At 64.0% G+C, this 24,965-nt stretch carries 23 protein-coding genes and 1 pseudogene; 22 read left to right on the top strand and 2 right to left on the bottom strand.

Translation table 11 applies throughout. The features are described 5' to 3' along the window. The first annotated feature begins 105 nt into the window (after positions 1-105). The gene (locus PCO31010_RS09870; protein ID WP_150664076.1) at positions 106-432 is read left to right on the top strand and encodes a hypothetical protein; all 327 of its coding nucleotides are present in this window, start codon (positions 106-108) and stop codon (positions 430-432) included. 222 nt (positions 433-654) lie between these two features. On the opposite strand, the gene PCO31010_RS09865 is transcribed toward PCO31010_RS09870, so the two are convergent. Then, positions 655-981 carry a DUF1840 domain-containing protein gene (locus PCO31010_RS09865; RefSeq protein ID WP_150664075.1) on the bottom strand — a complete coding sequence of 109 codons (327 nt, stop codon included), beginning with the start codon at positions 979-981 and terminating at the stop codon, positions 655-657. Between the two features lie 232 nt (positions 982-1,213). Here PCO31010_RS09865 and argS point away from each other — a divergent pair, with 232 nt between their 5' ends. The 6 genes from argS (at position 1,214) to PCO31010_RS09835 (ending at position 7,710) form a co-directional block, all read left to right on the top strand. Further along, entirely contained in the window at positions 1,214-2,977 is a 1,764-nt protein-coding gene (gene argS, locus PCO31010_RS09860; protein WP_150664074.1) for an arginine--tRNA ligase, read from the top strand. A gap of 60 nt (positions 2,978-3,037) precedes the next feature. Next, on the top strand, positions 3,038-3,721 hold the full coding sequence (locus PCO31010_RS09855) for an SPOR domain-containing protein (protein ID WP_150664073.1): 684 nt from the start codon (positions 3,038-3,040) through the stop codon (positions 3,719-3,721). A gap of 279 nt (positions 3,722-4,000) precedes the next feature. Then, a complete protein-coding gene (locus PCO31010_RS09850; RefSeq protein WP_150664072.1) occupies positions 4,001-4,699 on the top strand; it encodes a thiol:disulfide interchange protein DsbA/DsbL in 699 nt (232 codons plus the stop codon). Between the two features lie 55 nt (positions 4,700-4,754). Further along, complete coding sequence (locus PCO31010_RS09845; RefSeq protein ID WP_150664071.1) at positions 4,755-5,576, top strand: SDR family oxidoreductase; 822 nt, start codon at positions 4,755-4,757, stop codon at positions 5,574-5,576. 90 nt (positions 5,577-5,666) lie between these two features. Beyond that, positions 5,667-6,146, top strand: coding sequence for a hypothetical protein (locus tag PCO31010_RS09840; protein WP_150664070.1), 480 nt, complete (start codon positions 5,667-5,669; stop codon positions 6,144-6,146). Positions 6,147-6,390: 244 nt separating this feature from the next. Beyond that, positions 6,391-7,710: an MFS transporter gene (locus PCO31010_RS09835; protein WP_150664069.1), complete on the top strand. Its 1,320-nt coding sequence runs from the start codon at positions 6,391-6,393 to the stop codon at positions 7,708-7,710. 118 nt (positions 7,711-7,828) lie between these two features. Here the strand turns inward: PCO31010_RS09835 and PCO31010_RS09830 are convergent, their stop codons facing one another. After that, on the bottom strand, positions 7,829-8,911 hold the full coding sequence (locus tag PCO31010_RS09830) for an MBL fold metallo-hydrolase (protein WP_150664068.1): 1,083 nt from the start codon (positions 8,909-8,911) through the stop codon (positions 7,829-7,831). A gap of 154 nt (positions 8,912-9,065) precedes the next feature. Here PCO31010_RS09830 and PCO31010_RS09825 point away from each other — a divergent pair, with 154 nt between their 5' ends. The 15 genes and pseudogenes from PCO31010_RS09825 to bioB all read left to right on the top strand — a co-directional run. Then, positions 9,066-9,500 carry a MerR family transcriptional regulator gene (locus PCO31010_RS09825; RefSeq protein ID WP_150664220.1) on the top strand — a complete coding sequence of 145 codons (435 nt, stop codon included), beginning with the start codon at positions 9,066-9,068 and terminating at the stop codon, positions 9,498-9,500. A 283-nt stretch (positions 9,501-9,783) separates the two neighbouring features. Continuing rightward, positions 9,784-10,242, top strand: coding sequence for a PaaI family thioesterase (locus tag PCO31010_RS09820; protein ID WP_246184527.1), 459 nt, complete (start codon positions 9,784-9,786; stop codon positions 10,240-10,242). A gap of 101 nt (positions 10,243-10,343) precedes the next feature. After that, positions 10,344-11,525 carry an isovaleryl-CoA dehydrogenase gene (locus PCO31010_RS09815; protein WP_039395188.1) on the top strand — a complete coding sequence of 394 codons (1,182 nt, stop codon included), beginning with the start codon at positions 10,344-10,346 and terminating at the stop codon, positions 11,523-11,525. A 94-nt stretch (positions 11,526-11,619) separates the two neighbouring features. Further along, the gene (aceK, locus tag PCO31010_RS09810; protein WP_150664066.1) at positions 11,620-13,440 is read left to right on the top strand and encodes a bifunctional isocitrate dehydrogenase kinase/phosphatase; all 1,821 of its coding nucleotides are present in this window, start codon (positions 11,620-11,622) and stop codon (positions 13,438-13,440) included. A gap of 63 nt (positions 13,441-13,503) precedes the next feature. Then, positions 13,504-14,184 (top strand): carbonate dehydratase, encoded by a 681-nt coding sequence (gene can, locus PCO31010_RS09805; RefSeq protein ID WP_150664065.1) that lies wholly within the window; start codon positions 13,504-13,506, stop codon positions 14,182-14,184. Between the two features lie 141 nt (positions 14,185-14,325). Beyond that, positions 14,326-15,510: an acetyl-CoA C-acetyltransferase gene (locus PCO31010_RS09800; protein WP_246184526.1), complete on the top strand. Its 1,185-nt coding sequence runs from the start codon at positions 14,326-14,328 to the stop codon at positions 15,508-15,510. A gap of 85 nt (positions 15,511-15,595) precedes the next feature. Then, positions 15,596-16,273: an SDR family oxidoreductase gene (locus tag PCO31010_RS09795; protein WP_150664063.1), complete on the top strand. Its 678-nt coding sequence runs from the start codon at positions 15,596-15,598 to the stop codon at positions 16,271-16,273. Positions 16,274-16,386: 113 nt separating this feature from the next. Further along, a complete protein-coding gene (locus tag PCO31010_RS09790) occupies positions 16,387-16,992 on the top strand; it encodes a 2-hydroxychromene-2-carboxylate isomerase (protein WP_150664062.1) in 606 nt (201 codons plus the stop codon). A 29-nt stretch (positions 16,993-17,021) separates the two neighbouring features. Further along, on the top strand, positions 17,022-17,429 hold the full coding sequence (locus PCO31010_RS09785; RefSeq protein ID WP_150664061.1) for a YchJ family protein: 408 nt from the start codon (positions 17,022-17,024) through the stop codon (positions 17,427-17,429). An 86-nt stretch (positions 17,430-17,515) separates the two neighbouring features. Next, a complete protein-coding gene (locus PCO31010_RS09780; RefSeq protein ID WP_150575285.1) occupies positions 17,516-19,123 on the top strand; it encodes a carboxyl transferase domain-containing protein in 1,608 nt (535 codons plus the stop codon). A 72-nt stretch (positions 19,124-19,195) separates the two neighbouring features. Then, positions 19,196-19,987 carry an enoyl-CoA hydratase/isomerase family protein gene (locus PCO31010_RS09775; RefSeq protein ID WP_150664060.1) on the top strand — a complete coding sequence of 264 codons (792 nt, stop codon included), beginning with the start codon at positions 19,196-19,198 and terminating at the stop codon, positions 19,985-19,987. A gap of 319 nt (positions 19,988-20,306) precedes the next feature. Then, positions 20,307-21,677: an adenosylmethionine--8-amino-7-oxononanoate transaminase gene (gene bioA / locus PCO31010_RS09770; protein ID WP_150664059.1), complete on the top strand. Its 1,371-nt coding sequence runs from the start codon at positions 20,307-20,309 to the stop codon at positions 21,675-21,677. Then, a complete protein-coding gene (gene bioF, locus PCO31010_RS09765; RefSeq protein ID WP_150664058.1) occupies positions 21,674-22,882 on the top strand; it encodes an 8-amino-7-oxononanoate synthase in 1,209 nt (402 codons plus the stop codon). The genes bioA and bioF overlap by 4 nt, the downstream gene beginning before the upstream one ends. Then, positions 22,875-23,678 (top strand): dethiobiotin synthase, encoded by an 804-nt coding sequence (gene bioD / locus PCO31010_RS09760; RefSeq protein WP_246184525.1) that lies wholly within the window; start codon positions 22,875-22,877, stop codon positions 23,676-23,678. Before bioF ends, bioD begins: the two co-directional genes overlap by 8 nt. 136 nt (positions 23,679-23,814) lie before the next feature. After that, positions 23,815-24,804, top strand: a pseudogene (gene bioB / locus PCO31010_RS09755) (biotin synthase BioB); the annotation flags it as partial. Between the last annotated feature and the right edge of the window lie 161 nt (positions 24,805-24,965).

Genomic DNA, 24,965 nt, shown 5'->3' with positions numbered 1-24,965 from the left:
GCACCGCACGTCGCAGCTTCTTAGACTGGAATCTCACTAACGCAAGTGATGCCTGCACGAAAGACGTTCCTACCCAGTGCAACGCAAAGCAAAGGAGTCCATCTGATGAAGAAGCTGATTATTTCGGTTGCTGCCCTGACCCTCGCCGGTGCTTCGGCACTGAGTTTCGCTCAAGGCTCTGCGGGCGGTGGCGCTGCCGGTCCTGGCGGCGGCACGACGACGGACCCGTCGGCCACGATGCCTAGCCAGGCGAACCCGAATGCGCGGCAGTCGGCCCCGACGCCGGGCGCGCAAACGATGACGCCGTCGGATCCGCACCCGAATTCGAAGGCCCAAAAGCCGCGTCACAGCACCAAGAAGACGCCGAGTAACGGTAACACCGGCAACGGTGCGACCAACGCGCCGGATAACGCTCCGGGCAAGGCCCAGTAAGCGAGTATCCAGCGGGACCGACGTCGTAGCTTCAGGCGTCGCCTCCCTCGGACCGGCACCCGCGCCGCCACTGCTCAGGCCCTCGCGGCCTGATTCAAACCCCTCGCCCGGGGGCGGCCCGGTCCGATCATGTCTCGAAGCACATAAAAAAAGCAGGCCCGCGATTCGCGGCCTGCTTTTTTTGTAGCCGTCGCAGGCGATGCCGCCTGCGACGCCAGACGACTATCTAGCGCTCACTTCCCACATCACGGCGCAGTTCTCAGCTTGCGCTTCCTTGAGCATGTTCAGCAGCGGGTAGGCGCGCTGCGAGAGGCGCAGACGATTGTCATCGTCACGATCGTCGGACTTCTTGCCCTCGTTTTCCTTGTCGGCGACGGCTTTGTCCGCGGCAATCGCGGCTTCCAGCTTGGCGATGGCTTCGCCTGTTTCGTCCGATCCGATCGCACCGCGCTCGCCGAGCTTCTTGCCGACGATACCCAGCAGCCATTGCGCGAGATTCTCGAGCATGTCGATCCTCTGCGATGAGTGCGCCTTAAACGTTACCAGCATGGTTGGCTCCCTTTTCGAGTTATCACCACCGCCGCCCCGAACCTCCACGGCCCGTCGTCTGCCTGAGGGTCGTGTGGCGCTTGCGTGGCACCTGAGTGTGGCCTGAGTGAGCCTGTTACGCAATGAGGGGTACCGGCGGGCACCGTGACTTCATCATACACCTGTTAAAATCCGGTGCTGACGATTCAATTGCCTGTCCGGACGCGTCCGGACGCACCCGAAACACCCGCCAATGCTACCCGCACAAAAGAATGCTCTCGTCGCGCTGATCGGCGACGTCGTCGCCGGTTTGATGCCTGCGGACGGCACCGCGCCTGCCGCGCCCGTCATCCTGCTCGAACGCCCCAAAGTGGCCGCCCACGGCGATCTGGCCTGTAACGTGGCCATGCAGCTCGCCAAGCCGTTGCGCGCCAATCCGCGCGAACTGGCCCAGAAGATTGCCGACGCCATCCTCGCCGACACCCGCGCCAAAGGCCTCGTCGACGCCGTCGAAATCGCCGGTCCCGGCTTCATCAACCTGCGTCTGGCCAACGCCGCCAAGCAATCGGTCGCGCGCGCTATCCTGACCGAAGGCGCTGCCTTTGGTCGTCGCGCCGCGAGCAACGAAGCCGCTCCGGTGCTCGTCGAGTTCGTCTCGGCCAACCCGACCGGCCCGCTGCACGTCGGCCACGGCCGTCAGGCCGCGCTCGGCGACACGATCTCGGCACTGCTCGGCACACAAGGCCGCCCGGTGCACCGCGAGTTCTACTACAACGACGCCGGCGTGCAGATCCAGACGCTCGCGACTTCCGTGCAGGCACGCGCCCGTGGCTTCAAGCCGGGCGACGCCGAATGGCCGGAATCGGCTTACAACGGCGACTACATCGGCGACATCGCGCAGGACTTCCTCGCGGGCAAGACGGTGCAGGCCTCCGACGGCGCGCCCGTCACGGGCAGCGGCAGCGTCGAAGACATCGACTCGATCCGCGCCTTCGCCGTAGCCTATCTGCGTCGCGAGCAGGACATCGATCTGCAAACGTTCGGTGTCATCTTCGATCAGTACTACCTCGAATCGTCCCTGTACGCCGACGGCAGCGTCGAGCGCACGGTGCAGGCGCTCATCGATGCAGGCGTGACGTACGAACAGGAAGGCGCGCTGTGGCTGCGCACGACCGATTACGGCGACGACAAGGACCGCGTGATGCGCAAGTCCGACGGCACCTACACGTACTTCGTGCCGGACGTCGCGTATCACACCCGCAAGTGGGACCGTGGCTTCCATCAGGTCATCAACGTGCAAGGCTCGGACCACCACGGCACCATCGCGCGCGTGCGCGCCGGTCTGCAGGCACTGGGCATCGGCATTCCGAAGGGCTACCCCGACTACGTGCTGCACAAGATGGTCACCGTCATGCGCAATGGCGAAGAGGTGAAGATCTCCAAGCGTGCAGGCAGCTACGTGACGGTGCGCGATCTGATCGAATGGTCGGGCGGCATTACGGCAGAAACGCCGGTGACGGACCCCGCCGAGCGTGAAGATGCCCTGCGCCGTGGCCGCGACGCCGTGCGTTTCTTCCTAATTTCGCGCAAAGCAGACACGGAATTCGTGTTCGACGTGGATCTCGCGCTCAAGCAGAACGACGAGAACCCGGTGTATTACGTGCAATATGCCCACGCGCGCATCTGCTCGATCCTCACGCAGTGGGCGGGTGACGAGGCGTCGCTGGCGAATACCGATCTCGCGCCGCTCGACAGCGAACGCGCGCTCGCGCTGCTGCAACTGCTCGCCGAGTACCCGGACATGCTCACGCGTGCCGCCGAGGAACTTGCGCCGCACGCCGTGGCCTTCTATCTGCGGGATCTGGCCGGCGCGTTCCACTCCTTCTACAACTCGGATCGCGTGCTGGTCGACGACGAGACCGTGAAGCATGCGCGTCTCGCGCTGCTCGCGGCGACGCGTCAGGTGCTGCGCAACGGGCTTGCCGTGCTGGGCGTGTCGGCCCCGGCCAAGATGTAAGTTATCCAACCACTCCGAACGGCAAACGCATCGGAACTCTGTAAGGACGGAATCGACTCGATGGCAAACACACGTCGACCACCCCGCCAGCGGGGCGGTACTTTTCTGGGCATCGTGCTCGGCCTGATCGTTGGGCTGGCCGTTGCCGTCGTCGTCGCGCTCTACATTACGAAGACGCCAACCCCGTTCGTCGAAAAGACGCCGCCGCGTCCGGCCGAGAACTCGCCGGCCTCGCAGGCGCCGGACCCGAACAAGTCGCTGCAGCCGCGCACCCCGCTGCCGGGCGCCGCATCGGGTTCCACCGCGCCGGAAGCGCCTTCGGCAGCCGAAACGTCGCCGCTCGTGCCGGGCAATCCGGTAACACCAGTGACGCCGCCGACCGCCTCTGCACCGACGGCCCCGACCGCGCCGGCGAAGCCCTCGCCTGCCGACATTCTCAACGGCAAGTCGACGGTGCCGGTCGCTCCGCCGACCACGCCGCCCGCGAGCGCCACGGATAACGCCAGCACGGGTTACTACCTGCAAGTCGGCGCGTTCAAATCGCAAACGGACGCCGAGCAACTGCGCGCCAAGCTGGCCCTCTCAGGCTTCGAGGCAAAGGTCACGCAGCGCGACGCCAACGGCCTCACGCTCTATCGTGTGCGCCTCGGCCCGTACGGCAAGCTCGACGAAATGAATCACGTGCGTCAACGCCTGCAGGACGGCGGGTACGACACGGCAGTGATCCGCTTCACGAAGCAATGAACGCGAAAGGCGTTGCCCCACAAGGCAACGCCTTTTGTTTCTGCCGCATCGCATGGGCACTGCCTGAGCATTCGCTCAGCGCCGCCCGGCAAGGATTCGCAAAAGCCCGCATCATTGGGGGCCCGGCGATATCCACGCTGACGAGACGTTGAACCCGGCGAGACATCGCCGGTCATACGCACTAGCTAATTTGGCTGAATCCGGGATATGGTTTTGCTGGCGCGCCGCTCACCGATGATGGACAAACCGGCGTGTTGGACTCACTCCTATACAAAGATCATGAAAAAACTTCTTGGTGCCGTTCTGATTTCTTTCGGTTTCCTCTCGGGTGTCGCCTCGGCGTCGCCTGAAGCACCGGTCGCGGGGACCGACTATCTGACGATTTCCCAGCAACCGCTGACGGCGGGTCCGGGCAAGATCGAAGTGACCGAGTTCTTCTGGTATGGCTGCCCGCATTGCAATGCGCTGGAGCCGTCGCTGGAGAAGTGGGTCAAGGCGCAGGGCAAGGACGTCGTGTTCAAGCGCGTGCCGGTCGCCTTCCAGAGCCGTTTCGAGCCGCATACGCGCATGTACCTCGCGCTCGTGGCCATGGGTAAGGATGCAGAACTCACGCCGAAGGTCTTCAACGAAATCCACGTCAAGCACAACTACCTGCTGACCAAGGACTCGCAAGCAGACTTCCTCGCAACGCTCGGCGTCGACAAGGTCGCATACGGCAACGCTTATGACGCTGCCGGCAAGCCGGCGATGGCACGCAAGGAATCTCCGGTGGAAATTGCCAACAAGACCTGGCAGGACTACAAGATCGACGGCGTGCCGACGATCGCGATCCAGGGCAAGTACCTCGTCTCCCCGGCGACGTCGGGCGACGCACTGCAAAAGCAGGGCAAACCGGCGACGACCGAACAGCAGACGTTCGACGCGGCGCTCAAGACGGCCGACTCGATCATCAATCAGATCCGCGCGAAGAAGATGTAAGCTTCGCGGCTCCTGAAGCCCGGCCCCGGCCGGGCTTTTGCGTTCTATGGCGACAATGGCAGCACATACGACATCACCGAAGGTTTTCATCACCGGCGCGTCCAGCGGGCTGGGGCAGGCGCTCGCGCGTCACTACGCGGCGCAGGGGGCGATTCTCGGGCTCGTCGGACGCCGTGGCGACAAGCTCACCGATCTCGCCGCCACGTTGCCGCATCCGCATGCCGTGCATTGCTACGCGCTCGACGTGCGCGACGCCCTCGCACTGCGCGCGGCAGCGGGCGACTTCATGGCGCGCCACGGCGTGCCGGACATCGTGATCGCCAACGCGGGCATCAGCCACGGCGTGAACACGGAAGACCCTGCGGATCTGCCGCACTTCGCCTCCGTCATGGACACCAACTGGATGGCGATGGTCGCGACGTTCAGTCCCTTCGTGGGTCCGATGCGTCAGCGCAAGCGCGGCACGCTCGTGGGCATCGGCAGCGTGGCCGGTGTGCGCGGTCTTCCGGGGCACGGCGCGTACAGCGCCTCCAAGGCGGCGGCGATGACGTATCTCGAAAGCCTGCGCGTCGAACTGCGCGCGGACAAGGTGGCAGTCGTGACGATTGCGCCGGGCTACATCCGCACAGCGATGACCGACGGCAATCCGTTCCCGATGCCGTTCCTGATGGACGCGGACAAGTTCGCGCGCAAGGCGGCAGCGGCCATTGCACGCGGCAAGCGCTTCGCTGTGCTGCCTTGGCAGATGGGCGTTGCGGCCTTTGGCATGCGATGCCTGCCGCGCTGGCTTTACGACATGCTGTTCGCCCGCGCCCCGCGCAAGCCGACGATGGCGCAACGACAGGCACGCGAGGCGGCAAAAGACCGGGACAGCTGACTCGGACATCCCCCAAAATGCAGGACGAAACGGGGAAATGCATGACCTCGCGCGTTAGAGTGCCCCGCCTTCTTAACACGCGGTGCCCCAATGAATGTCGTCCTCTCTCGCATCACATTGCGTCTTGCCGGACTCACGGCCGCAGCGATCCTGACGGGTTGCGCTGCCGCAGATCCGGGCAACTGGCAGGTCTTCGGACCGCCATCCTCATACGTCCGGCCTGCACCCGTCATCGTCGGCCCGGCACCGGCCATCGTTCACCCTGCGCCGGTCATCGTGGCACCCGCTCCCGCCTTGGTTCAACCTGCGCCCGTCCTCGTCACGCCCGCCCCTGCCATCGTTCGACCCGCGCCCGTCATCGTGCAGCCTGCACCGGTCGTCATCGTGCCAGCGCAACCCCGTTCGTCGCGCGACGCGGCGCACTTCCTGCGCGAGCGCTGCTATCTCGAGAAGGGTGGCTGCTATACGAGCGAGTATCGGGAAGGCTACGCGTTCGATCCGTCCACGGGCACCTGGGGCTGGGTCGGTCAGCGCGACTATCGATGGAAAGGCAGTAGGGGGAATCGCTGACACCCCGCTGACCTCAGCTATCGCATTCCATGCGTAAAATGCGCCGTCTCACGCAAGATTCGGTCGTAATTTTGACCCGTTGTGGTGCATTCCAAACCTGCGTTAGAGTGCTCGTGTAACTTGAACAGAGGTATACACGACGTTAAACCGGATTCGCCGCCATAGAGCGGACGCGTGTGCAGACGGCGATGCGCCGGTCCATACCGATCCGACTGCGGCACTCCCAACCAAGCAGGAGAGGCACATGCAGACAACCCCCGCCGGTACGCCGGTCATCGATCCGGCGTTGCGACGCAAAGCGGTGATCGGTTCTACCCTGGGCAACGCGTTCGAGTGGTTCGACTTCACGGTTTACGGTCTCTTCGCGGTGGTCATCGCGAAACTCTTCTTCCCTGCAGATAACGATACGACGTCGCTGCTCGCGAGCGTGGCGTCGCTTGGCGTCGCGTTCTTCTTCCGCCCCATCGGCGGGCTGGCCTTCGGTCTGTATGCCGACCGTGCGGGTCGCAAGTCGGCGCTGTCGGTCATGGTGCTGCTCATGGCGCTCGGTACGGGTCTGATCGGCATTGCGCCGACGTACGCGACCATCGGCTTCGCGGCGCCGTTGCTGATCTTGCTGGCCCGCGTGATTCAGGGCTTCTCGGCGGGCGGCGAATTCGGTGGCTCGACGGCCATGCTCATCGAGTTCTCGCCGCCGAATCTGCGCGGCTTCTACGGCAGTTTCCAGATGTGCTCGCAGGCGCTGGCCGTAGCGCTCGCTGGGTTGTGCGCTTACGTACTCACGACGGGACTGTCGAAAGAAGCGCTCGAATCGTGGGGCTGGCGTCTGCCGTTCCTGTTCGGGATTCTGATCGGGCCGGTGGGCTTCTACATTCGACGCCGCATGACGGAGTCGCCGGAGTTTCTGGCCTACGCCGCGACGCGCGAACCGACGCGTCGCACGCCGCTCGCCGACGTATTCTCGAAGCACTATCGCTCGCTGATCGCCGGTTTCGGTCTGACGGTGGCGGCCACGACGTCGTTCTACGTCACGCTCATCTACACGCCGATTTACGCCGTCAAGCAACTCGGCCTGACGCAAGGTTCTGCCAGCCTGTCGACGTTCATCTCCGCGATGCTGATCGCCGCGCTCTGCCCGCTCACGGGATGGATTTCGGATCGTGTCGGCCGCAAGCCGCTGATTCTGTTGTTCGTGCTGCTCTACGGTCTGACGTCGTTCTGGATGTTCACGCGTCTGCACGGTTCGCCGTCGATGGGCAATCTGCTGCTCGCGCAGATTCTCCCGGCGGTGTGCATGGGCTTCGTGTGGGGCGCATTCCCGACCGCCGTCACAGAAGTATTCCCGGTCGGCGTTCGCTCGACGGGCGTCTCGATTCTGTACAACGTTTCGGTGATGCTCTTCGGCGGCCTCGCGCCGTTCTGGATCACGTACCTGATCAAGGTCACGCAGAATCCGCTCGCCCCGGCGTACTACATTCTGATGACCGTCGCGATCAGTCTCGTGACGTACGGTCTGCTCGGTCGTGAGGGACGCAATATGCAAGCCTCGACGCAGCACGCCTGAGTGCTTTGGCGACACGCTCGCCACGCAATGCAAAACGCCCCGGGGACTTCCGTCTCCGGGGCGTTTTTTTGTCTTCTGAGCAACACGCTTGCGTCAGCCGCTCAGGACTACGTGATCCTTACACAGGCGAGAAGCGCCAGACGCCCCTGGCATCACGCTCACGCTTGAGTTCGCCCGAGCGCCACAGCATATGCAAGTGCGCCAGTGCTTCACCCATTGCGAACGTGGTCTGATGCGCGTCGAGCTTGCGATGGAACATGATGGGCACGATATCGCCCGCGCTTTGCGGCGACTTCGCACACGCATCGCGCACTTCCTGCAAGCGCGCCGCATGGTGATCGCGAAGCTGACCGATGCGCGTGTGCAAGCCCGTGAACGGTCGGCCGTGCGACGGCAGCACGAGGCAGTCGGCAGGCAAATCCAAATAAACGCCCAGTGAGTCGAGGAACAGTTGCAGCGAGTTGGCTTCCGGCTCAATGTCGAAGACGCTGACGTTGGTCGAAATACGCGGCAGCACCATATCGCCGGAGATGAGCACGTTGTGCTGCTCGGAGTACAGCGCCATATGCTCGGGCGAGTGACCGTAGCCCGCAATCAGACGCCAGTCGCTGCCGCCGATGCGCAGCGTGTCGCCATCCTTAAGACGGAAGTAGCGCGACGGCACTTCGGGCACGAGGTCGCTGAAGTACGACTTGCGATTGCGAATCTGGTCGATCATGGCTTCGTCGGCGAGACCATGTGCGATGAAGTGCGCGACGGCGAACTCACCACCGGCGTTGGCGGCATTGTTGTTATCGCCCTCGGACATGAGACGTCCCCACGCGTAGTCGCCGAGCGACATGGCGAGCCGCGCTTGCCAGCGCTGTTTGTCGCCGCCCTTGCAAATCCAGTGCGCGAGGCCGAGGTGGTCCGGGTGGCAGTGCGTGACGACAACCCGCAGCACCGGCTCGCCGCCGAGCGCGCTGTCGAACACCTGCTCCCAGTACGCCTTGATCTGCGGATGCGTGATCCCGCAATCGACGACCGTCCAGCCCCTCACCCCATCGACTTCATCGCGCAACAACCACAGGTTGATGTGATCGAGCACGAACGGCAGCGGCATGCGCACCCAGAAGACGCCCGGCACGACTTCATGCACAGTGCCGCCATCGGGCAGGAATTCGCCAAGGGGATAGTTCAGTTGCTGTTCAAGGGCATTCACGGGGGCCACGCTCCAGATGGGCTTGTTCTCTTGTTGTCAGGTTGACGCCATCACCGATTGCATACGATGCAAGTTGACGCTAACGTAAACGGCAATTCTATCTGCAATGGTAAGCACCCGCTTAAACTTGCCAATCCGATCCCCTGCCGATCCGATGCTCACATACACGATCACCGACCTCGCCCGCGAGTTCGACATCACGCCCCGCGCGATCCGCTTTTATGAGGATCAGGGTCTGCTTACGCCCGCCCGTGAAGGCCCCGGCGGACGTCACCGCGTCTACACCGGACAGGACCGCACGCGCCTGAAGCTCACGCTGCGCGGCAAACGCCTCGGCCTCACACTCTCCGAGATCAAGACGATTCTCGATCTCTATGAGTCGCCCAAGGACACCGTGCCGCAGCTCAAGGTGTTTCTCGACACGCTCTCCCAACACCGTCAGGTGCTGGAGCAGCAACTCGAAGACCTCCACGCCACACTCGACGAAGTCTCCCAGCACGAAGCGCAATGCCTCGCTTTGCTCGAGGCCGCTGGCGAAACTGTGCCGCCTTCTGCTCGACGGGTTAAGGCTGCTGCGGCTTCTCACTGACTTTTTTTTCACCACATCCCGCTCCAACCTCCCCCAGCCCTGTCTCACCCCCAGGGCCGCGGGAATCGGCACTACCCTGACTCCGTTCCACCTGAAAGTCACTGCGTCAGGGCAGCACCGATCCCCGCCCATCCATTTCCCCACACCGCCCGTTTGGCTGAGATCCCAGCTCATTTTCCGGACTCAGGAAAGTCCTTACTTTACGTTTACGTAAACGTTAAGTAGTATCTGCGAATCTGGTTTTTCAGCCGCTTGCACCCCGACGATCATGCACAACGTCCCCTTGTCTCATGCTGTTCATGCCGCCCCCGTCGACCCCGCCGTCGACGCGAAAATCCGCGCCAGCTTCGACAAACAAGGCGTCATGACCCACTGGGGCGCACAACTCACGCATATCTCCGACGGTTTTTGCGAGATTTCGCTGCCGTTCTCCGACAAGGTGAATCAGCAGCTCGGCTATTTCCACGGCGGTGTCATCGGTGCCATCGCCGATTCGGCAGGCGGTTACGCAGGCTACACACGCATCTCGCCCGATCAGGAACTGGTCACCGCCGAATACAAACTGAACATTCTCGCGCCCGGCAAGGGCGATACACTGGTCGGACGCGGTCAGGTCGTCAAATCCGGACGCACGCTCATCGTCGCCACCGCCGAACTGTTCGCCATCGATAACGGTAAATGGACGCTCTGCGCCCTCATGCAACAAACGCTTTTCGTGCTGGCACCTAATCCGTCCGCCTGACGAACGCTTCACACCGCTTACCAAGCATCTTCAAGCACCTTCAAGCACCATCGAACATACGCGCGGGCCAACCGCCACGCGCCACCTCTGGAGACTGTGTCATGACGACGTTGCCCGGCCTCAATTTCATGCTCGGCGAAGACCTGGACATGCTGCGCGAATCGGTCGCGAACTTCGCATCGAAGGAGATCGCCCCGCGCGCCGCCGAAGTGGATCGCACCGACCAGTTCCCGATGGATCTCTGGCGCAAGATGGGCGACCTCGGCGTGCTCGGCATGACAGTCTCCGAAGAGTACGGCGGCGCGAACATGGGCTATCTGGCCCACATGATCGCGATGGAAGAAATCTCGCGCGCGTCCGCCTCGATCGGCCTGTCGTACGGCGCACACTCGAATCTGTGCGTGAACCAGATTCACCGCAACGGCACGGCCGCGCAAAAGGCGAAGTACCTGCCGAAGCTGGTGTCGGGCGAACACGTAGGCGCCCTCGCGATGAGCGAGCCGAACGCTGGCTCGGACGTCGTCAGCATGAAGCTGCGCGCCGAGAAGCGCGGCGACCGCTATGTGCTCAACGGCACGAAGATGTGGATCACGAACGGCCCGGACTGCGACACGCTGGTGGTCTACGGTAAGACGGACATCGAAGCCGGTGCACGCGGTATGACGGCGTTCATCGTCGAGAAAGGCATGAAGGGCTTCTCGGTCGCGCAAAAGCTCGACAAGCTCGGCATGCGCGGCTCGCACACGGGCGAACTGGTGTTCGAGAACGTGGAAGTGCCGGAAGAAAACGTACTGGGTCAGGTCGGCGGCGGCGTGAAGGTGCTCATGAGCGGTCTGGACTATGAGCGCGCCGTGCTCGCAGGCGGTCCTATCGGCATCATGCAGGCCGCCATGGACGTGGTCGTGCCGTACATCCACGACCGCAAGCAGTTCGGTCAGTCCATCGGCGAATTCCAGCTGATTCAGGGCAAAGTCGCCGATATGTACACGATCCTTCAGGCAAGCCGCGCGTATCTGTACGCCGTGGGCCGTCAGCTGGAATCGCTGGGCAGCGATCACGTGCGTCAGGTACGCAAGGATTGCGCCGGGGTGATTCTCTACACGGCCGAAAAGGCGACGTGGATGGCCGGTGAAGCGATCCAGATTCTCGGCGGCAACGGCTATATCAACGAGTATCCGGTCGGTCGTCTGTGGCGCGACGCCAAGCTGTACGAGATCGGCGCAGGCACGTCGGAGATCCGCCGCATGCTGATCGGCCGCGAATTGTTCTCCGAGACGATGTAACCACAAGGAAAGCCCACAGAAGAGACGGACATTCAGACGCAGGCAGCGGCGCTACAATCTTCACAAGCCTCGCCCTGCGCCTGTCCCGACCGGTATGAATCACTTCCCGAAACTCCTGTCGTCGCAGTTTGCTTTCGACGTCGCCCGCACGATGCTGGACGGCTTCGACAAGCATTACCGCATCTTCCGCGAGGTGTGTGTCGCGGCGCAGGCATGTTTCGAAGCCGGTGACTTCATGGGCATCCAGAAGCTCCAGCGCGACCGCATCGCCTATTACGACGAGCGCGTGCGCGAATGCATCGTGACGCTGGAAGACGAGTTCGACGCACAGTCGCTAGACGACGATGTCTGGCAGCAAGTGAAGCTGCATTACATCGGCTTGCTCACGGAGCATCGTCAGCCCGAACTGGCCGAGACGTTTTTCAACTCGGTGTGCTGCAAGATCCTGCACCGCTCGTACTTCAATAACCGCTTCATCTTCGTGCGCCCCGCCGTGGCGACGGAGTACATCGAGAACGACGCGCCCGCCGCGAAGCCGACGTACCGCGTCTACTATCCCGCGCAGGACGGCATGGCCGCCACGCTCGCGCGCATCGTCACGAATTTCCAGCTTAAGCGCCCGTTCGCCGATCTGTCGCGCGACGTGGGCTATGTGATGCGCGCCATCGAAGAGGCGTTCGGCACATTCGACGCTGCGCCGAATTTTCAGATTCACGTGCTGGCGTCGCTGTTCTTCCGCAACAAGGCGGCCTATATCGTAGGACGCATCGTGAACGGCGACACCACGACGCCCTTCGCCGTCCCGATCATGCACGACGCCCACGGCAAGCTGGCGCTCGACGCCGCTTTGCTGCGCGGCGAGCAACTGCGTGTGATGTTCAGCTTCTCGCACGCGTACTTCATGGTCGACATGGAGGTGCCGTCGGCCTACGTGCAGTTTTTGCGCACGATCATGCCGGGAAAGCCGAAGGCCGAGATCTATACGTCGGTCGGCTTGCAGAAGCACGGCAAGAATCTGTTCTATCGCGATTTTCTGCATCACCTGAAGCATTCGAGCGACAAGTTCGTGAGCGCACCGGGCATTCCCGGACTGGTGATGCTGGTGTTTACGCTGCCCTCGTATCCGTACGTCTTCAAGCTGATTCGCGAGCGCTTCGCGCCGCCCAAGGAGACGACACGCGAACAAGTGAAAGCGAAGTATCTGATGGTCAAGCAGCACGATCGCGTGGGCCGGATGGCCGACACACTGGAGTTCTCCAGCGTCGCCTTCCCGCTCTCGCGCTTCGACGATGCCCTGCTCGCCCAGCTCCGTACCGAAGTGCCCTCGCTGCTCGAATTCGACGGCGACGCGCTGGTGATCCGCCACTGCTACATCGAGCGTCGCATGACGCCGCTCAATCTGTGGCTGCAATCCGCCTCGGACGACCAGGTGGACCACGCCATGCGCGAATACGGCAACGCGATCAAGGAGCTGATGGCGGCGAACGTGTTTCCGGGCGACATGCTGTACAAGAATTTCGGTGTGACGCGTCACGGCCGGGTGGTCTTCTACGATTACGACGAACTGGAATATCTGACGGATTGCCACATCCGTCGAGTGCCGGAACCACGTAACGAAGAAGAGGCGATGTCAGGGGAAGTCTGGTACCGTGTAGGCCCGCACGACGTGTTTCCGCAGACGTTTGAGACGTTTCTGACGGGAGACGCGCGCGTGCGGCACTATCTGAGCCAGCATCATCCGGATTTCTTCGACCCCGGCCTGTGGCAAGGCTTTCAGGATCGGGTGCGAGCCGGACAGATGCACGACTTCTATCCGTACGATGTCTCGCTGCGTTTCGTCAATCGCTACGGTGCCGCCCGCGGCATCACGGATTCAGGTGCTTCGGCCGCTCCGCCTCGCGCGGCAGCCGCCTGAGCGCCGGACTTCCTCGCCATTGACGCCTCCCAGCTCACGACATGCCCGCCGGATGACACGATCATGACCGAAGACAAAGACCAACCTCTCATCCATCTGCTCGATAACAACCGCGCCTGGGTTGCCAGCGTGAACGCGGAAGATCCCGCGTTTTTCGAGCGGCTGTCCAAGATACAGACGCCAGAATACCTCTGGATCGGCTGCTCGGATTCGCGCGTGCCCGCGAACCAGATCACCGGACTGGCACCGGGCGAAGTGTTCGTCCACCGCAATATTGCGAACGTGGTGGTCCACAGCGACCTGAACTGCCTGTCGGTTTTGCAGTTCGCTGTCGAAGTGCTGAAAGTGCGTCACATCATGGTCGTCGGCCACTACGGCTGCGGCGGTGTGGGCGCAGCACTCGACGGCGCGAAGATGGGCCTCGTCGATAACTGGCTGCGCCACGTGCGCGACGTCTACGAGCGCCACGTCGACCAGATCGACGCGCTGCCCTCGCGCGACGCCCGTCACGATCGCCTGTGCGAGTTGAACGCCATCGAACAGGTCGTGAATATTTGTCACACCACCGTCCTGCGCGACGCCTGGGCCCGCAACCAACCGGTCACCGTGCACGGCTGGGTGTACGGCCTGCGCGACGGTCTGGTGCGCGACCTGCGCATGTCGGTGAATAGCCTCGAATCCCTGCCGCGTATCTATGATCGCTGCGTGGAAGCGATGGCCGAATTACGTCATCCACGCGCCTGATCGCTTAGGCGAACCCAGGCCAGTCAGGCGCGCAAGCGGGCGCGTGGACGACGGAAGATTGAAGCATTGGATATTCGGGGCTGACGCACCGATCCGCAAGGACGCAGCGTCAGCCACGCAACCCCTTTTATGGAGATTGCCATGCAACAAGACCCGATCGTCATCGTTTCCGCTGCCCGCACGCCGATGGGTGGCCTGCAAGGCGTATTCGGCGATGTCGCCGCGCCGCAACTCGGTGCCGCCGCCATTCGCGCGGCTGTCGAACGCGCTGGCCTGAAGCCGGAGCAGGTCGACGAAGTCGTCATGGGCTGCGTGCTGCCCGCCGGTCAGGGGCAAGCGCCTGCGCGTCAGGCCACGCTCGGCGCCGGGCTGCCCCTCGCAGCCGGTGCGACCACCGTCAACAAGATGTGCGGCTCCGGCATGCGTGCCGCGATGTTCGCCCACGACATGCTCGTCGCCGGTAGTGCCGACGTCATCGTCGCCGGTGGCATGGAAAGCATGAGCAACGCCCCCTATCTCCTGCCCAAAGCGCGCGCCGGTATGCGCATGGGTCACGGTCAGGTCATCGACCACATGTTCTTCGACGGTCTGGAAGACGCTTACGACAAAGGTCGCCTGATGGGCACCTTCGCCGAAGAGTGCGCCGACCGTTACGCCTTCACCCGCGAAGCGCAAGACGCCTTCGCCATCGCCTCCCTCGAGCGCGCGCAGAACGCCACGAAAGACGGCTCGTTTGCGTGGGAAATCACTGCTGTGACGGTGCCGGGCCGCAAGGGCGACACCGTCGTCGAGCAGGACGAGCAGCCATTCAAGGCCAATCCCGAAAAGATTCCGACGCTCAAGGCCGCCTTCCGCAAGGACGGCACGGTCACGGCCGCCAACTCGTCGTCGATCTCCGACGGCGCTGCCGCGCTCGTGCTCATGCGCGAATCGACGGCCAAGCGCCTCGGCCTCGCGCCGCTCGCCCGCATCGCCGGTCACAGCACCTTCGCACAACAACCGGGCCTGTTCACGACCGCCCCGGTCGGTGCGATGCGCAAGCTGTTCGAGAAGACCGGCTGGTCGACGGCCGACGTCGATCTGTTCGAGATCAACGAAGCGTTCGCCGTCGTCGCAATGGCCGCGATGCATGAATTCGATCTGCCGCACGACAAGGTCAACATTCACGGCGGCGCGTGTGCGCTCGGCCACCCGATCGGCGCGTCCGGCGCACGTATTCTCGTCACACTGATCGGCGCACTGCGCAAGACCGGTGGCAAGCGCGGCGTAGCGAGCCTGTGTATCGGCGGCGGCGAAGCAACCGCGATGGCCATCGAGCTCGTCTGACCGACGCGTTCGACCGGCTCACGCGTCTGAACTCACACCGGCGTCCAACGCCGGTTCACCGTTTCTACGGGGACATATCGACGTCATGAAAACAGCGCTCATCATCGGTGCCTCACGCGGCATCGGCATGGAATTCGTACGGCAGTATCGCGAAGACGGCTGGCGCGTGTTCGCCACCGCACGCAACGAAGACGGTCTGGCCGCGCTGCGCGAGCTCGATGCCGAAGCCCTGAAACTCGACGTCACGCGCGTGGAGTCGCTGTCCGGCCTGTCGTGGCAACTCGACGGCGTGGAACTCGACGTGGCGGTCTACAACGCAGGCGTGAACTCCGAACGCACGACCGGTCTCGCACCGATCACGAAGGACGAGTTCGACCGCGTGTTCCACACCAACGTCCTCGGCGCGATGCAGGTCGCGCCGCTCGTGCTGCCTTTCGTGGAAGCGGCGGGCGGCAGCTTCGGCTTTCTGTCGAGCCGCATGGGCAGTGTCGAATTGATGGAGTCGAACGGTAGCTGGCTGTATCGCGCGAGTAAAGCCGCCGTGAATTCGGTCGTCAAAGCGGTGTCGCTCGAAGCCCAGCGCGCGACGTGCGTCGCCATGCACCCGGGCTGGGTGCGCACCGACATGGGCGGCGAGAACGCCGACATCGATGTCGAGACGAGCGTGTCCGGCATGCGTCGCGTGCTGGCTCGCGCCCCAGGCGAACGCGCGACGCACAACGGCGGCTTTTACAACTACGACGGCACGCCGTTCCCTTGGTAAGCCACGCAGTACCGTAGCACTTGCATCACCGGTAGCACCCATAAAACGCTGTTGCCACACCGCCGTATCTTTTGATTCGCGGGCCAGAAACGTCACTCGGAAACGGAGCCAACATGACGTCCGCCATCGACTTTTATTTCGACTTCGCATCCCCGTATGGGTATTTTGCGAGCACCTGCATCGACGACATCGCTTCGCGCAACGGGCGTGGCGTCGCGTGGCATCCGATCCTGCTCGACATCGTCTACAAGGTGAACGGCACGGGCGCACCGGTGCAGCATCCGATCAAGACGGAGTATCTGAAGAACGACGTGGCGCGCACCGCGCGTTTTCACGGCATCGACTACAAGCGGCCGACGCATTTCCCGATCCCCACGCAAGCCGCCGAGCGCGCCGTGTTGTGGGTACAGGACCATCGCGGCGGCGACTTGTCGGCGGAGTTCGCGAAGTCGATCTTTCGCGCGCTCTATGTCGACGACGTGAACATCGGCGACCCGGCGGAACTGGTACGGCTCGGCGAAGCGCTGGGTATCGATGGCGCAGCCCTCGACACCGGCATGCACTCGCCCGCCGCCAAGGACCATCTCAAAGCCGAGATCGATCTGGCGATGGCGCGCGGCGTGTTCGGCTCGCCGTTCGTGATCGTGGACGGCGAACCGTTCTGGGGTTTCGACCGTTTCGCACAGGTAGAGGCCTGTCTGAAGCACGGCAAGATCTGACACTGAAACACCACAAGGCACGACATACGATGGCAAGCCCCCAATCGCCGCAAAACAAGGACCGTGAAGGCTGCCCGTGCGGCGGCCTCGCGTTCGAGGATTGCTGCGCACGTTATCTCGAACACGGCGAGATTCCGCCCACGGCCGAAGCGCTGATGCGCTCGCGCTACACGGCGTTCGTGCGTCAGAACGCACCGTATCTGCTCGATACGTGGGCGGCACGCACGCGTCCCGCGACGCTCGATTTTGGCGACGCCCCGCAGTGGCTCGGCCTTCAGGTCAAGGCGCATCTGCAACGAGACGAGCACCACGCCGAAGTCGAATTCGTCGCCCGTTACAAGGTCGGCGGACGCGCTCACCGGCTGCACGAACGCAGTCGCTTCGAGCGCACCGACGACGGCCGCTGGCGCTACATCGACGGCGACCTGTTCGACTGATCTCGCGACGTCATTCAGCACATCGCTCGCCACGTCGCCAAGCACAAGCACTCAACTAAAACTCACACTCCACCGGATTTCGTCACATGCCGATTCTCGAAAGCAAACTCAACCCGCGCGGCGAAGACTTTGCACGCAACGCGTCCGCCATGCAGACCGTGGTCGACGAACTGCGCGCCCGTATCGCGCAACTGGCCGGTGGCGGCGGTGAGGCTGCGCGCAAGAAGCACACCGGTCGTGGCAAGCTGCTGCCGCGCGATCGCGTGCAACAACTGCTCGATCCGGGTTCCCCCTTTCTCGAACTCTCGCAACTCGCCGCGACCGGCATGTATCACGACGACGCACCGGGCGCGGGGATCATCACGGGCATCGGCCGCGTGTCCGGCCAGGAATGCGTGATCGTGTGCAACGACGCCACGGTCAAGGGCGGCACGTACTACCCGATGACGGTCAAGAAGCACCTGCGCGCGCAGGAGATCGCCGAGCAGAACCATCTGCCGTGCATCTATCTGGTCGACTCGGGCGGCGCGAACCTGCCGAATCAGGACGACGTCTTCCCCGATCGCGATCACTTCGGCCGCATCTTCTACAACCAGGCGCAAATGTCGGCGCAAGGCATTCCGCAGATCGCCGTGGTGATGGGCTCGTGCACGGCAGGTGGCGCGTATGTGCCCGCCATGAGCGACGAGTCGATCATCGTCAAGGAACAGGGCACGATTTTCCTCGGCGGCCCGCCCCTGGTGAAAGCTGCCACCGGCGAAGAAGTGAGCGCAGAAGATCTCGGCGGTGCGGATGTCCACACGCGTCTGTCGGGTGTCGCCGACCACTTCGCGCAGAACGACGCACACGCGCTGTCCATCGCGCGCAGCATCGCCGCGAACCTCAATCGTCGCAAGCCTGCGACCGTCGCCACCAAGACGCCGGTCGAACCGAAGTACGACGCGCGTGAACTGTATGGCGTGATTCCCGCCGACACGAAGAAGCCGTTCGACGTGCGCGAAGTGATCGCGCGTCTCGTCGACGGCTCCGAATTCGATGAATTCAAGGCGCGCTACGGCACCACGCTGGTGTGCGGCTTCGCGCATCTGTGGGGCTATCCGGTCGGCATCGTGGCGAACAACGGCATTCTGTTCTCGGAGTCCGCGCAAAAGGGCGCGCACTTCATCGAACTGTGCTGCCAGCGCAAGATCCCGCTGATCTTCTTGCAGAACATCACGGGCTTCATGGTCGGGCGCAAGTACGAAAACGAAGGCATCGCCAAGCACGGCGCGAAGATGGTGACGGCCGTCGCCACCGCAAACGTGCCGAAGTTCACCGTCATCATCGGCGGCTCGTTCGGCGCGGGTAACTACGGCATGTGCGGTCGCGCCTACTCGCCGCGTTTCCTGTGGATGTGGCCGAACGCGCGCATCTCCGTGATGGGCGGCGAGCAGGCCGCGTCGGTGCTCGCCACGGTCAAGCGCGATGGCATCGAGGGCAAGGGCGGTCAGTGGAGCGCCGAGGAAGAAGACGCCTTCAAGCAGCCGATCCGCGATCAGTACGAACGTCAGGGGCATCCGTTCTACGCGAGCGCGCGCCTGTGGGACGACGGTGTGATCGATCCGGCCGACACGCGCACGGTGCTCGGTCTCGGCCTGTCGGCTGCGCTCAATGCGCCGATTCCGGAAACGCGCTTCGGCCTGTTCCGTATGTGATCGCATGTAATCGCATGTAATCGCATGTAATCGAGCGTCATCGCCCACACCGGTCCATCGAGGAATTCCGTCATGCAACTCGCAACGCTCAAGTTCAGTGTCGACGCCCACGTCGCCACCGTTACGCTCAACCGTCCGGACGTGCGCAACGCGTTCAACGAAACCGTCATCGAAGAACTGACCGGCACGTTTCGCGCGCTGGCGACGAACGACGACGTGCGCGCCATCGTGCTCGCCGCTGAAGGCGTCGCGTTCTGCGCCGGCGCCGATCTGAACTGGATGAAGAAGATGGCCGGTTACTCGGACACCGAGAACCGCGCCGACGCCATGACGCTCGCCGTCATGCTCAACACGATCTACCGCTGCCCGAAGCCGGTGATCGCGCGCGTGCAGGGCGATACGTACGCGGGCGGTGTCGGACTCGCGGCCGTGGCGGACATTGTGGTCGCCGTCGACACGGCGCACTTCTGCCTGTCCGAAGCCAAGCTCGGCCTGATTCCTGCCACCATCGGCCCGTATGTGATTCGCGCGCTGGGCGAGCAGGCGTCGCGTCGCTATTTCGTGACGGCGGAACGCTTCACGGCCGCCACGGCGCAGCGTCTCGGCCTGGTGCACGAGGTCGTTGCCGCCGATGCGCTCGACAGCACCATCGGCGCGCTGGCGAAGGCGCTTGTCGACAACAGCCCGAACGCGGTGAAGGAGTGCAAGCGCCTTGTGCAGGACTTCGCCGGGCGCGCCATCGACGAGGCGGCCATCGCCGACACGGCCGAGCGCATCGCGAAGATCCGCGCCTCCGACGAGGGTCGCGAAGGGGTGCGTTCGTTCCTGGAGAAGCGTTCGCCGTCATGGCGCGACGCCTCCTGAGCGAACGCACGAAAATCATCCATTTCGACGGTTACAAAATTTTTTTGGGAGGGGTGACGGCGGAGATGCCTGAACGTTATCGGCGGGTTTTACGAAATTGTCGATAACGTCTCTTTACGGCTCGCAAAACAGCGAGTTTTCGCACCAAATCCGCCTATTGCCCTGCCAAATCGCTTTGCCTACCATGCGCCCATCCCCCACCTCCGGCCACGTGCAGCAGCGCAGCGCGCAATGCCCCGCACCGGCCAGCCAGACGGACGACGAGCATCGGGCATCTTGCCCGGCTTCTCGCCCGTCATGGCCCTCCAAGGAGTCAAAGATGGACGCCTCCCCGCGCCCCCCCAACGGTCCCGGCGATCTCGCCGCGCGCAGTCTGCGACAGGTCTGGCACCCCTGCACGCAGATGAAGCAACAGGCAAAGCTGCCCCTCGTCGCGCTGTCTCACGGCGAAGGGCCCTGGCTCGTCGACACCGGCGGCGAACGCTACCTCGATGCCATCAGTTCGTGGTGGGTCAATCTGTTCGGCCACGCGAACCCGCGCATCAACGCGGCGCTGATCGATCAGTTGGGCCGCCTCGAACATGCGATGCTCGCGGGCTTCACGCATGAGCCCGTCGTGTCCTTGTCCGAACGTCTGTCGGCATTGACCGGCGGCGTGCTCGGTCATGCGTTCTTCGCGTCGGACGGTGCGTCGGCCGTCGAGATCGCGCTGAAGATGAGCTTTCACGCGTGGCGCAATCAGGGCCACAGCGACAAGCGCGAATTCGTCTGCGTGCGCAACGGCTATCACGGCGAAACGCTCGGCGCGCTGGCCGTCACCGACGTCGCCCTGTTCCGTGACGCCTACGATCCGCTGCTGCGGCATGCGCACGTCGTGGCATCGCCCGATGCGCGTCAGGCGTGCGATGGCGAGACGGCCATCGACGTCGCCCGCCGCGCCGCTGCCGAACTCGACACGCTGCTCACGCAACGTGAAGGACGCATCGCCGCCGTCATCGTCGAGCCGCTGGTGCAGTGCGCCGCAGGCATGGCGATGCACGACCCCGAATACCTGCGCCTCGTACGCGCGCTGTGCGACAAGCACGGCGCACACATGATTGCGGACGAAATCGCCGTCGGTTGTGGCCGCACCGGCACGTTCTTCGCGAGCGAGCAGGCCGGTATCTGGCCCGATCTGCTCACGCTCTCCAAGGGCATCAGCGGCGGCTATCTGCCGCTCTCGCTCGTGCTCTCGCGCGACGCGATCTACGACGCCTTCTACGACGACGACACCGCGCGTGGCTTCCTGCACTCGCACTCGTACACCGGCAATCCGCTCGCGTGCCGTGCCGCGCTGGCCACGCTCGACATCTTCGCGGACGACGACGTCCTCGCTAGCAATGCCGTGCGCGCTGCGCGTCTGACGCAAGCCCTCGCACCGCTGGCCGACGATCCGCGCGCGAAGCATTTCCGTCATCGCGGCATGATCTGGGCGTTCGACGCCGTATTGCCGGATGCCCCCGGCGCGGCGGGTGCCTTCGCGAAGCGCTTCTACACCGAAGCTCGCGCGCGCGGCGTGCTGCTGCGTCCGATCGGCGCGACGGTCTACCTGATGCCGCCGTACGTGCTCGACGACGGCACCGCCGACTGGCTGGCGACGCAAACGCTCGCTGCTTTCGACGCAACGATGCAACAGGAGGTGGCCGCATGACGACCCATCCCCTGCTCGACCGCCTCGACGCCGGACTCGCCGAGATCGACCGTCAGCACCTGCGTCGCCGTCATCGCGTGGTGAGCACGCCGTGCCAGCCGCATTTGAGTGCTGACGGGCGCGACGTCCTCGCCTTCGCGAGCAACGACTATCTCGGGCTGGCCGCACACCCGAAGGTCGTCGAAGCGCTCATCGAAGGTGCGCAACGTTACGGCGCTGGCAGCGGTGCTTCGCACCTCATCAGCGGCCATTCGCAGGCGCACGCGGAACTCGAAGACGCCCTCGCCGACTTCATGTCGCCGCATCTGGTCGACGGTCGCGCGCTGTATTTCTGCACCGGCTACATGGCCAATCTGGCGACGATCTCCGCACTCGCCAACAAGGACTCGGAAATCTTCTCCGAAGCGCTCAACCACGCCTCACTGATCGACGGCGCACGACTCTCGCGCGCGAAGACGCACGTCTATCCGCACGGCGACGTCGACGCCCTCGCCGCCCTGCTCGAAGCCAGTACCGCCGAGACGAAGCTGATCGTCACCGACGGTGTCTTCTCAATGGACGGAGACATCGCGCCGCTGCCGCAGTTGCTCGCGCTCGCCGAGCGTCATAACGCGTGGCTCATCGTGGACGATGCGCACGGCTTCGGCGTGGTCGGTGAGAACGGACGCGGCGTGTTCGAACACTTCGACATGCGCTCGCCGAATCTGGTGATCATCGGCACGCTCGGCAAGGCCGCCGGTGTCGGCGGCGCGTTCGTCGCGGCCCATCGCAGCGTGATCGAGTGGCTGATCAATCGCGCCCGTCCGTACATCTTCACGACGGCGGCAGCGCCCTCGCAGGCGCATGCTTTGCTCACGAGTCTCGCAATCATCGCGGGTGACGAAGGTCGCGAGCGTCGCGCGACGTTGCAGGCGCGCATTGCGCAACTGCGCGATTCGCTCACGCTGAAGCACTGGCATCACATGGTCTCGCCGACGGGCGTGCAGCCGATCATCCTCGGCGAGAACGCGGCTGCACTGCATGCGCAGGCCGGGCTGGCCGAGGCCGGATTGTGGGTCCCCGCGATTCGCCCGCCGACGGTAGCGCCTGGCACGTCGCGCCTGCGCCTCACGCTCAGCGCCGCGCATACGGCCGAGGACGTCACGCGCCTGACCCGCGCCATCAATCGACTCGACAACGACTGGACGGAGCACGCGCATGGCTGAACGCAACCTCATCACCGCCGCCGATGCCCCGACCGAGCGTGCAACGCCCGCGCGTCACGCGTTCTTCGTCACCGGCACCGATACCGAGATCGGCAAGACGCTCGTCTCGTCGGCGTTGCTGCATGCCGCCGCGCGTCGCGGGCTGGTGTGCGCCGGGCTCAAGTCGGTGGCCGCAGGCGCGTCGGAACACAACGGTCGCTTCGTCAATGAAGACGTGGAGCAGTTGCACGACGCGAGCAATCTGAAGCTGCCCGACGACTGGTACTGCCCGTACGTGCTCAAGGACGCGACCGCACCGCACATCGCGGCCGCCGCTGAGGGCATCGACCTCGATTGCAGCGTGATCCGGGCAGGTTATGCGCGGGTTGCCGCGCGCGCGGACCTCGTGATCGTCGAAGGCGTCGGCGGTTTCCGCGTGCCGCTCGGCCCCGACGCCAGCGCGCCCGACACCGCCGATCTGGCGCGTCAGCTCGGCCTGCCGGTCATCCTCGTCGTCGGCCTGCGTCTGGGCTGCATCAGCCATGCGCTGCTCACCGCCGAGGCGATTACGTCGCGCGGACTCACGATTGCCGGATGGGTCGCGAACCACGTCGATCCGGACATGCGTCATGTGGATGCCAACGTCGAGGCGATTGCCGCGCGACTGGGTGCGCCGTTACTGGGGCGCGTGCCACATCTGCCGCACCCCGACGCGGCGACCGCCTCCGGCTATCTCGACATTGCGCCGCTGGTCGATACCGCATTGCATCGCACTGCGCAGACATCGTCCGGCCCTCGCCCACATACCGCTCCCTGAGCGCGATCCACACACCGACATCGCGCCAACACCGAACACACAGAATTCAAGGAATCTCACCATGCAAGTTCACGCCCACACCGCCGCCCACGGCCACGACGAAGCCCTGCGCCGTAACGACACGCCCTGGACCGTCGCCGACATCGAAGCGCTGTTCGCCCTGCCGTTCAACGACCTGATCTTCCGCGCGCAGCAAGTGCACCGCGAGCATTTCGACGCCAATGCCGTCCAGCTCTCGACGCTGCTCTCGATCAAGACCGGCGGTTGCCCGGAAGACTGCTCGTACTGCCCGCAGTCGGCGCGCTACGACACCGGCGTGGAAGCCGAGAAGCTAATGCCAGTCGAGGAAGTGGTCGCCGCGGCACAACGCGCCAAGGAAGCCGGTGCTACGCGCTTCTGTATGGGCGCTGCGTGGCGCAGCCCGAAGCCGCATCAGGTCGACGCCGTGGGCGAGATGGTCCGCAGCGTGAAGGCGCTGGGTCTGGAGACGTGCGTGACGCTCGGCATGCTGCGCGACGGTCAGGCGCAGCAACTGCGCGACGCAGGTCTCGACTACTACAACCACAACCTCGATACGTCGCCCGAGTTCTACGGTCAGATCATCACGACGCGCACGTATCAGGACCGTCTCGACACGCTCGCCCGCGTGCGCGACGCCGGTCTCAAGGTGTGCTGCGGCGGCATCGTCGGTCTGGGCGAGACGCGCCGTGAGCGCGCCGGTCTGATCGCGCAACTCGCGAACATGTCGCCGTATCCGGAGTCGGTGCCCATCAACAACCTGATGAAGGTCGAGGGCACGCCGCTGGAGAACAACGAGAGCGTCGATCCGTTCGACTTCGTGCGCATGATCGCCGTGGCACGTATCACGATGCCGCGCGCGATGGTGCGTCTGTCGGCTGGGCGCGAAATGATGGACGACTCACTGCAATCGCTGTGCTTCCTCGCCGGGGCGAACTCGATGTTCTACGGCGAGAAGCTGCTCGTCACGCAGAACCCGCAAGCCGAAGCCGACCGCGCGCTGCTCGCACGCCTCGGCATGCGCACGTCGACCGAAGAGAAGCTCGGTGCGGAGAATGCGGGCGACGCGAGCGAGTGCGACGCATTGAAGCCCTGCGCGACCCACTAAGCGGAGCAACGCGGTCGCCGCGCAGGTGTTGAAGGATAAGTGCCACCACAACGACCAGATCGCAACAGACGATCCGCTCCATCCGTTGTGGCGGCAGAGCTGAATAGCAAAGAGAATGGTGTCAGTGCGCTGCCCCTCCGTCACAAGCGGAGACGTTAGTC

This window comes from Pandoraea commovens, assembly GCF_902459615.1.
Lineage (GTDB): Bacteria > Pseudomonadota > Gammaproteobacteria > Burkholderiales > Burkholderiaceae > Pandoraea > Pandoraea commovens.
The sequence above is the reverse complement of the archived record's forward strand: the minus strand, read 5'-3'. Positions and strand labels throughout refer to the sequence as shown.

Excerpts from the sequence above, each read along its gene's own strand:
- aceK (WP_150664066.1), top strand. The coding sequence starts at position 11,620 with ATGAATCACTTCCCGAAACTCCTGTCGTCGCAGTTTGCTTTCGACGTC.
- PCO31010_RS09790 (WP_150664062.1), top strand. The coding sequence starts at position 16,387 with ATGACGTCCGCCATCGACTTTTATTTCGACTTCGCATCCCCGTATGGG.
- PCO31010_RS09825 (WP_150664220.1), top strand. The coding sequence starts at position 9,066 with ATGCTCACATACACGATCACCGACCTCGCCCGCGAGTTCGACATCACG.
- PCO31010_RS09800 (WP_246184526.1), top strand. The coding sequence starts at position 14,326 with ATGCAACAAGACCCGATCGTCATCGTTTCCGCTGCCCGCACGCCGATG.
- bioF (WP_150664058.1), top strand. The coding sequence starts at position 21,674 with ATGACGACCCATCCCCTGCTCGACCGCCTCGACGCCGGACTCGCCGAG.
- PCO31010_RS09835 (WP_150664069.1), top strand. The coding sequence starts at position 6,391 with ATGCAGACAACCCCCGCCGGTACGCCGGTCATCGATCCGGCGTTGCGA.
- PCO31010_RS09815 (WP_039395188.1), top strand. The coding sequence starts at position 10,344 with ATGACGACGTTGCCCGGCCTCAATTTCATGCTCGGCGAAGACCTGGAC.
- PCO31010_RS09845 (WP_150664071.1), top strand. The coding sequence starts at position 4,755 with ATGGCAGCACATACGACATCACCGAAGGTTTTCATCACCGGCGCGTCC.
- argS (WP_150664074.1), top strand. The coding sequence starts at position 1,214 with ATGCTACCCGCACAAAAGAATGCTCTCGTCGCGCTGATCGGCGACGTC.
- PCO31010_RS09870 (WP_150664076.1), top strand. The coding sequence starts at position 106 with ATGAAGAAGCTGATTATTTCGGTTGCTGCCCTGACCCTCGCCGGTGCT.
- PCO31010_RS09865 (WP_150664075.1), bottom strand. The coding sequence starts at position 981 with ATGCTGGTAACGTTTAAGGCGCACTCATCGCAGAGGATCGACATGCTC.
- bioA (WP_150664059.1), top strand. The coding sequence starts at position 20,307 with ATGGACGCCTCCCCGCGCCCCCCCAACGGTCCCGGCGATCTCGCCGCG.
- PCO31010_RS09855 (WP_150664073.1), top strand. The coding sequence starts at position 3,038 with ATGGCAAACACACGTCGACCACCCCGCCAGCGGGGCGGTACTTTTCTG.
- bioD (WP_246184525.1), top strand. The coding sequence starts at position 22,875 with ATGGCTGAACGCAACCTCATCACCGCCGCCGATGCCCCGACCGAGCGT.
- PCO31010_RS09840 (WP_150664070.1), top strand. The coding sequence starts at position 5,667 with ATGAATGTCGTCCTCTCTCGCATCACATTGCGTCTTGCCGGACTCACG.
- PCO31010_RS09795 (WP_150664063.1), top strand. The coding sequence starts at position 15,596 with ATGAAAACAGCGCTCATCATCGGTGCCTCACGCGGCATCGGCATGGAA.
- PCO31010_RS09785 (WP_150664061.1), top strand. The coding sequence starts at position 17,022 with ATGGCAAGCCCCCAATCGCCGCAAAACAAGGACCGTGAAGGCTGCCCG.
- can (WP_150664065.1), top strand. The coding sequence starts at position 13,504 with ATGACCGAAGACAAAGACCAACCTCTCATCCATCTGCTCGATAACAAC.
- PCO31010_RS09780 (WP_150575285.1), top strand. The coding sequence starts at position 17,516 with ATGCCGATTCTCGAAAGCAAACTCAACCCGCGCGGCGAAGACTTTGCA.
- PCO31010_RS09775 (WP_150664060.1), top strand. The coding sequence starts at position 19,196 with ATGCAACTCGCAACGCTCAAGTTCAGTGTCGACGCCCACGTCGCCACC.
- PCO31010_RS09850 (WP_150664072.1), top strand. The coding sequence starts at position 4,001 with ATGAAAAAACTTCTTGGTGCCGTTCTGATTTCTTTCGGTTTCCTCTCG.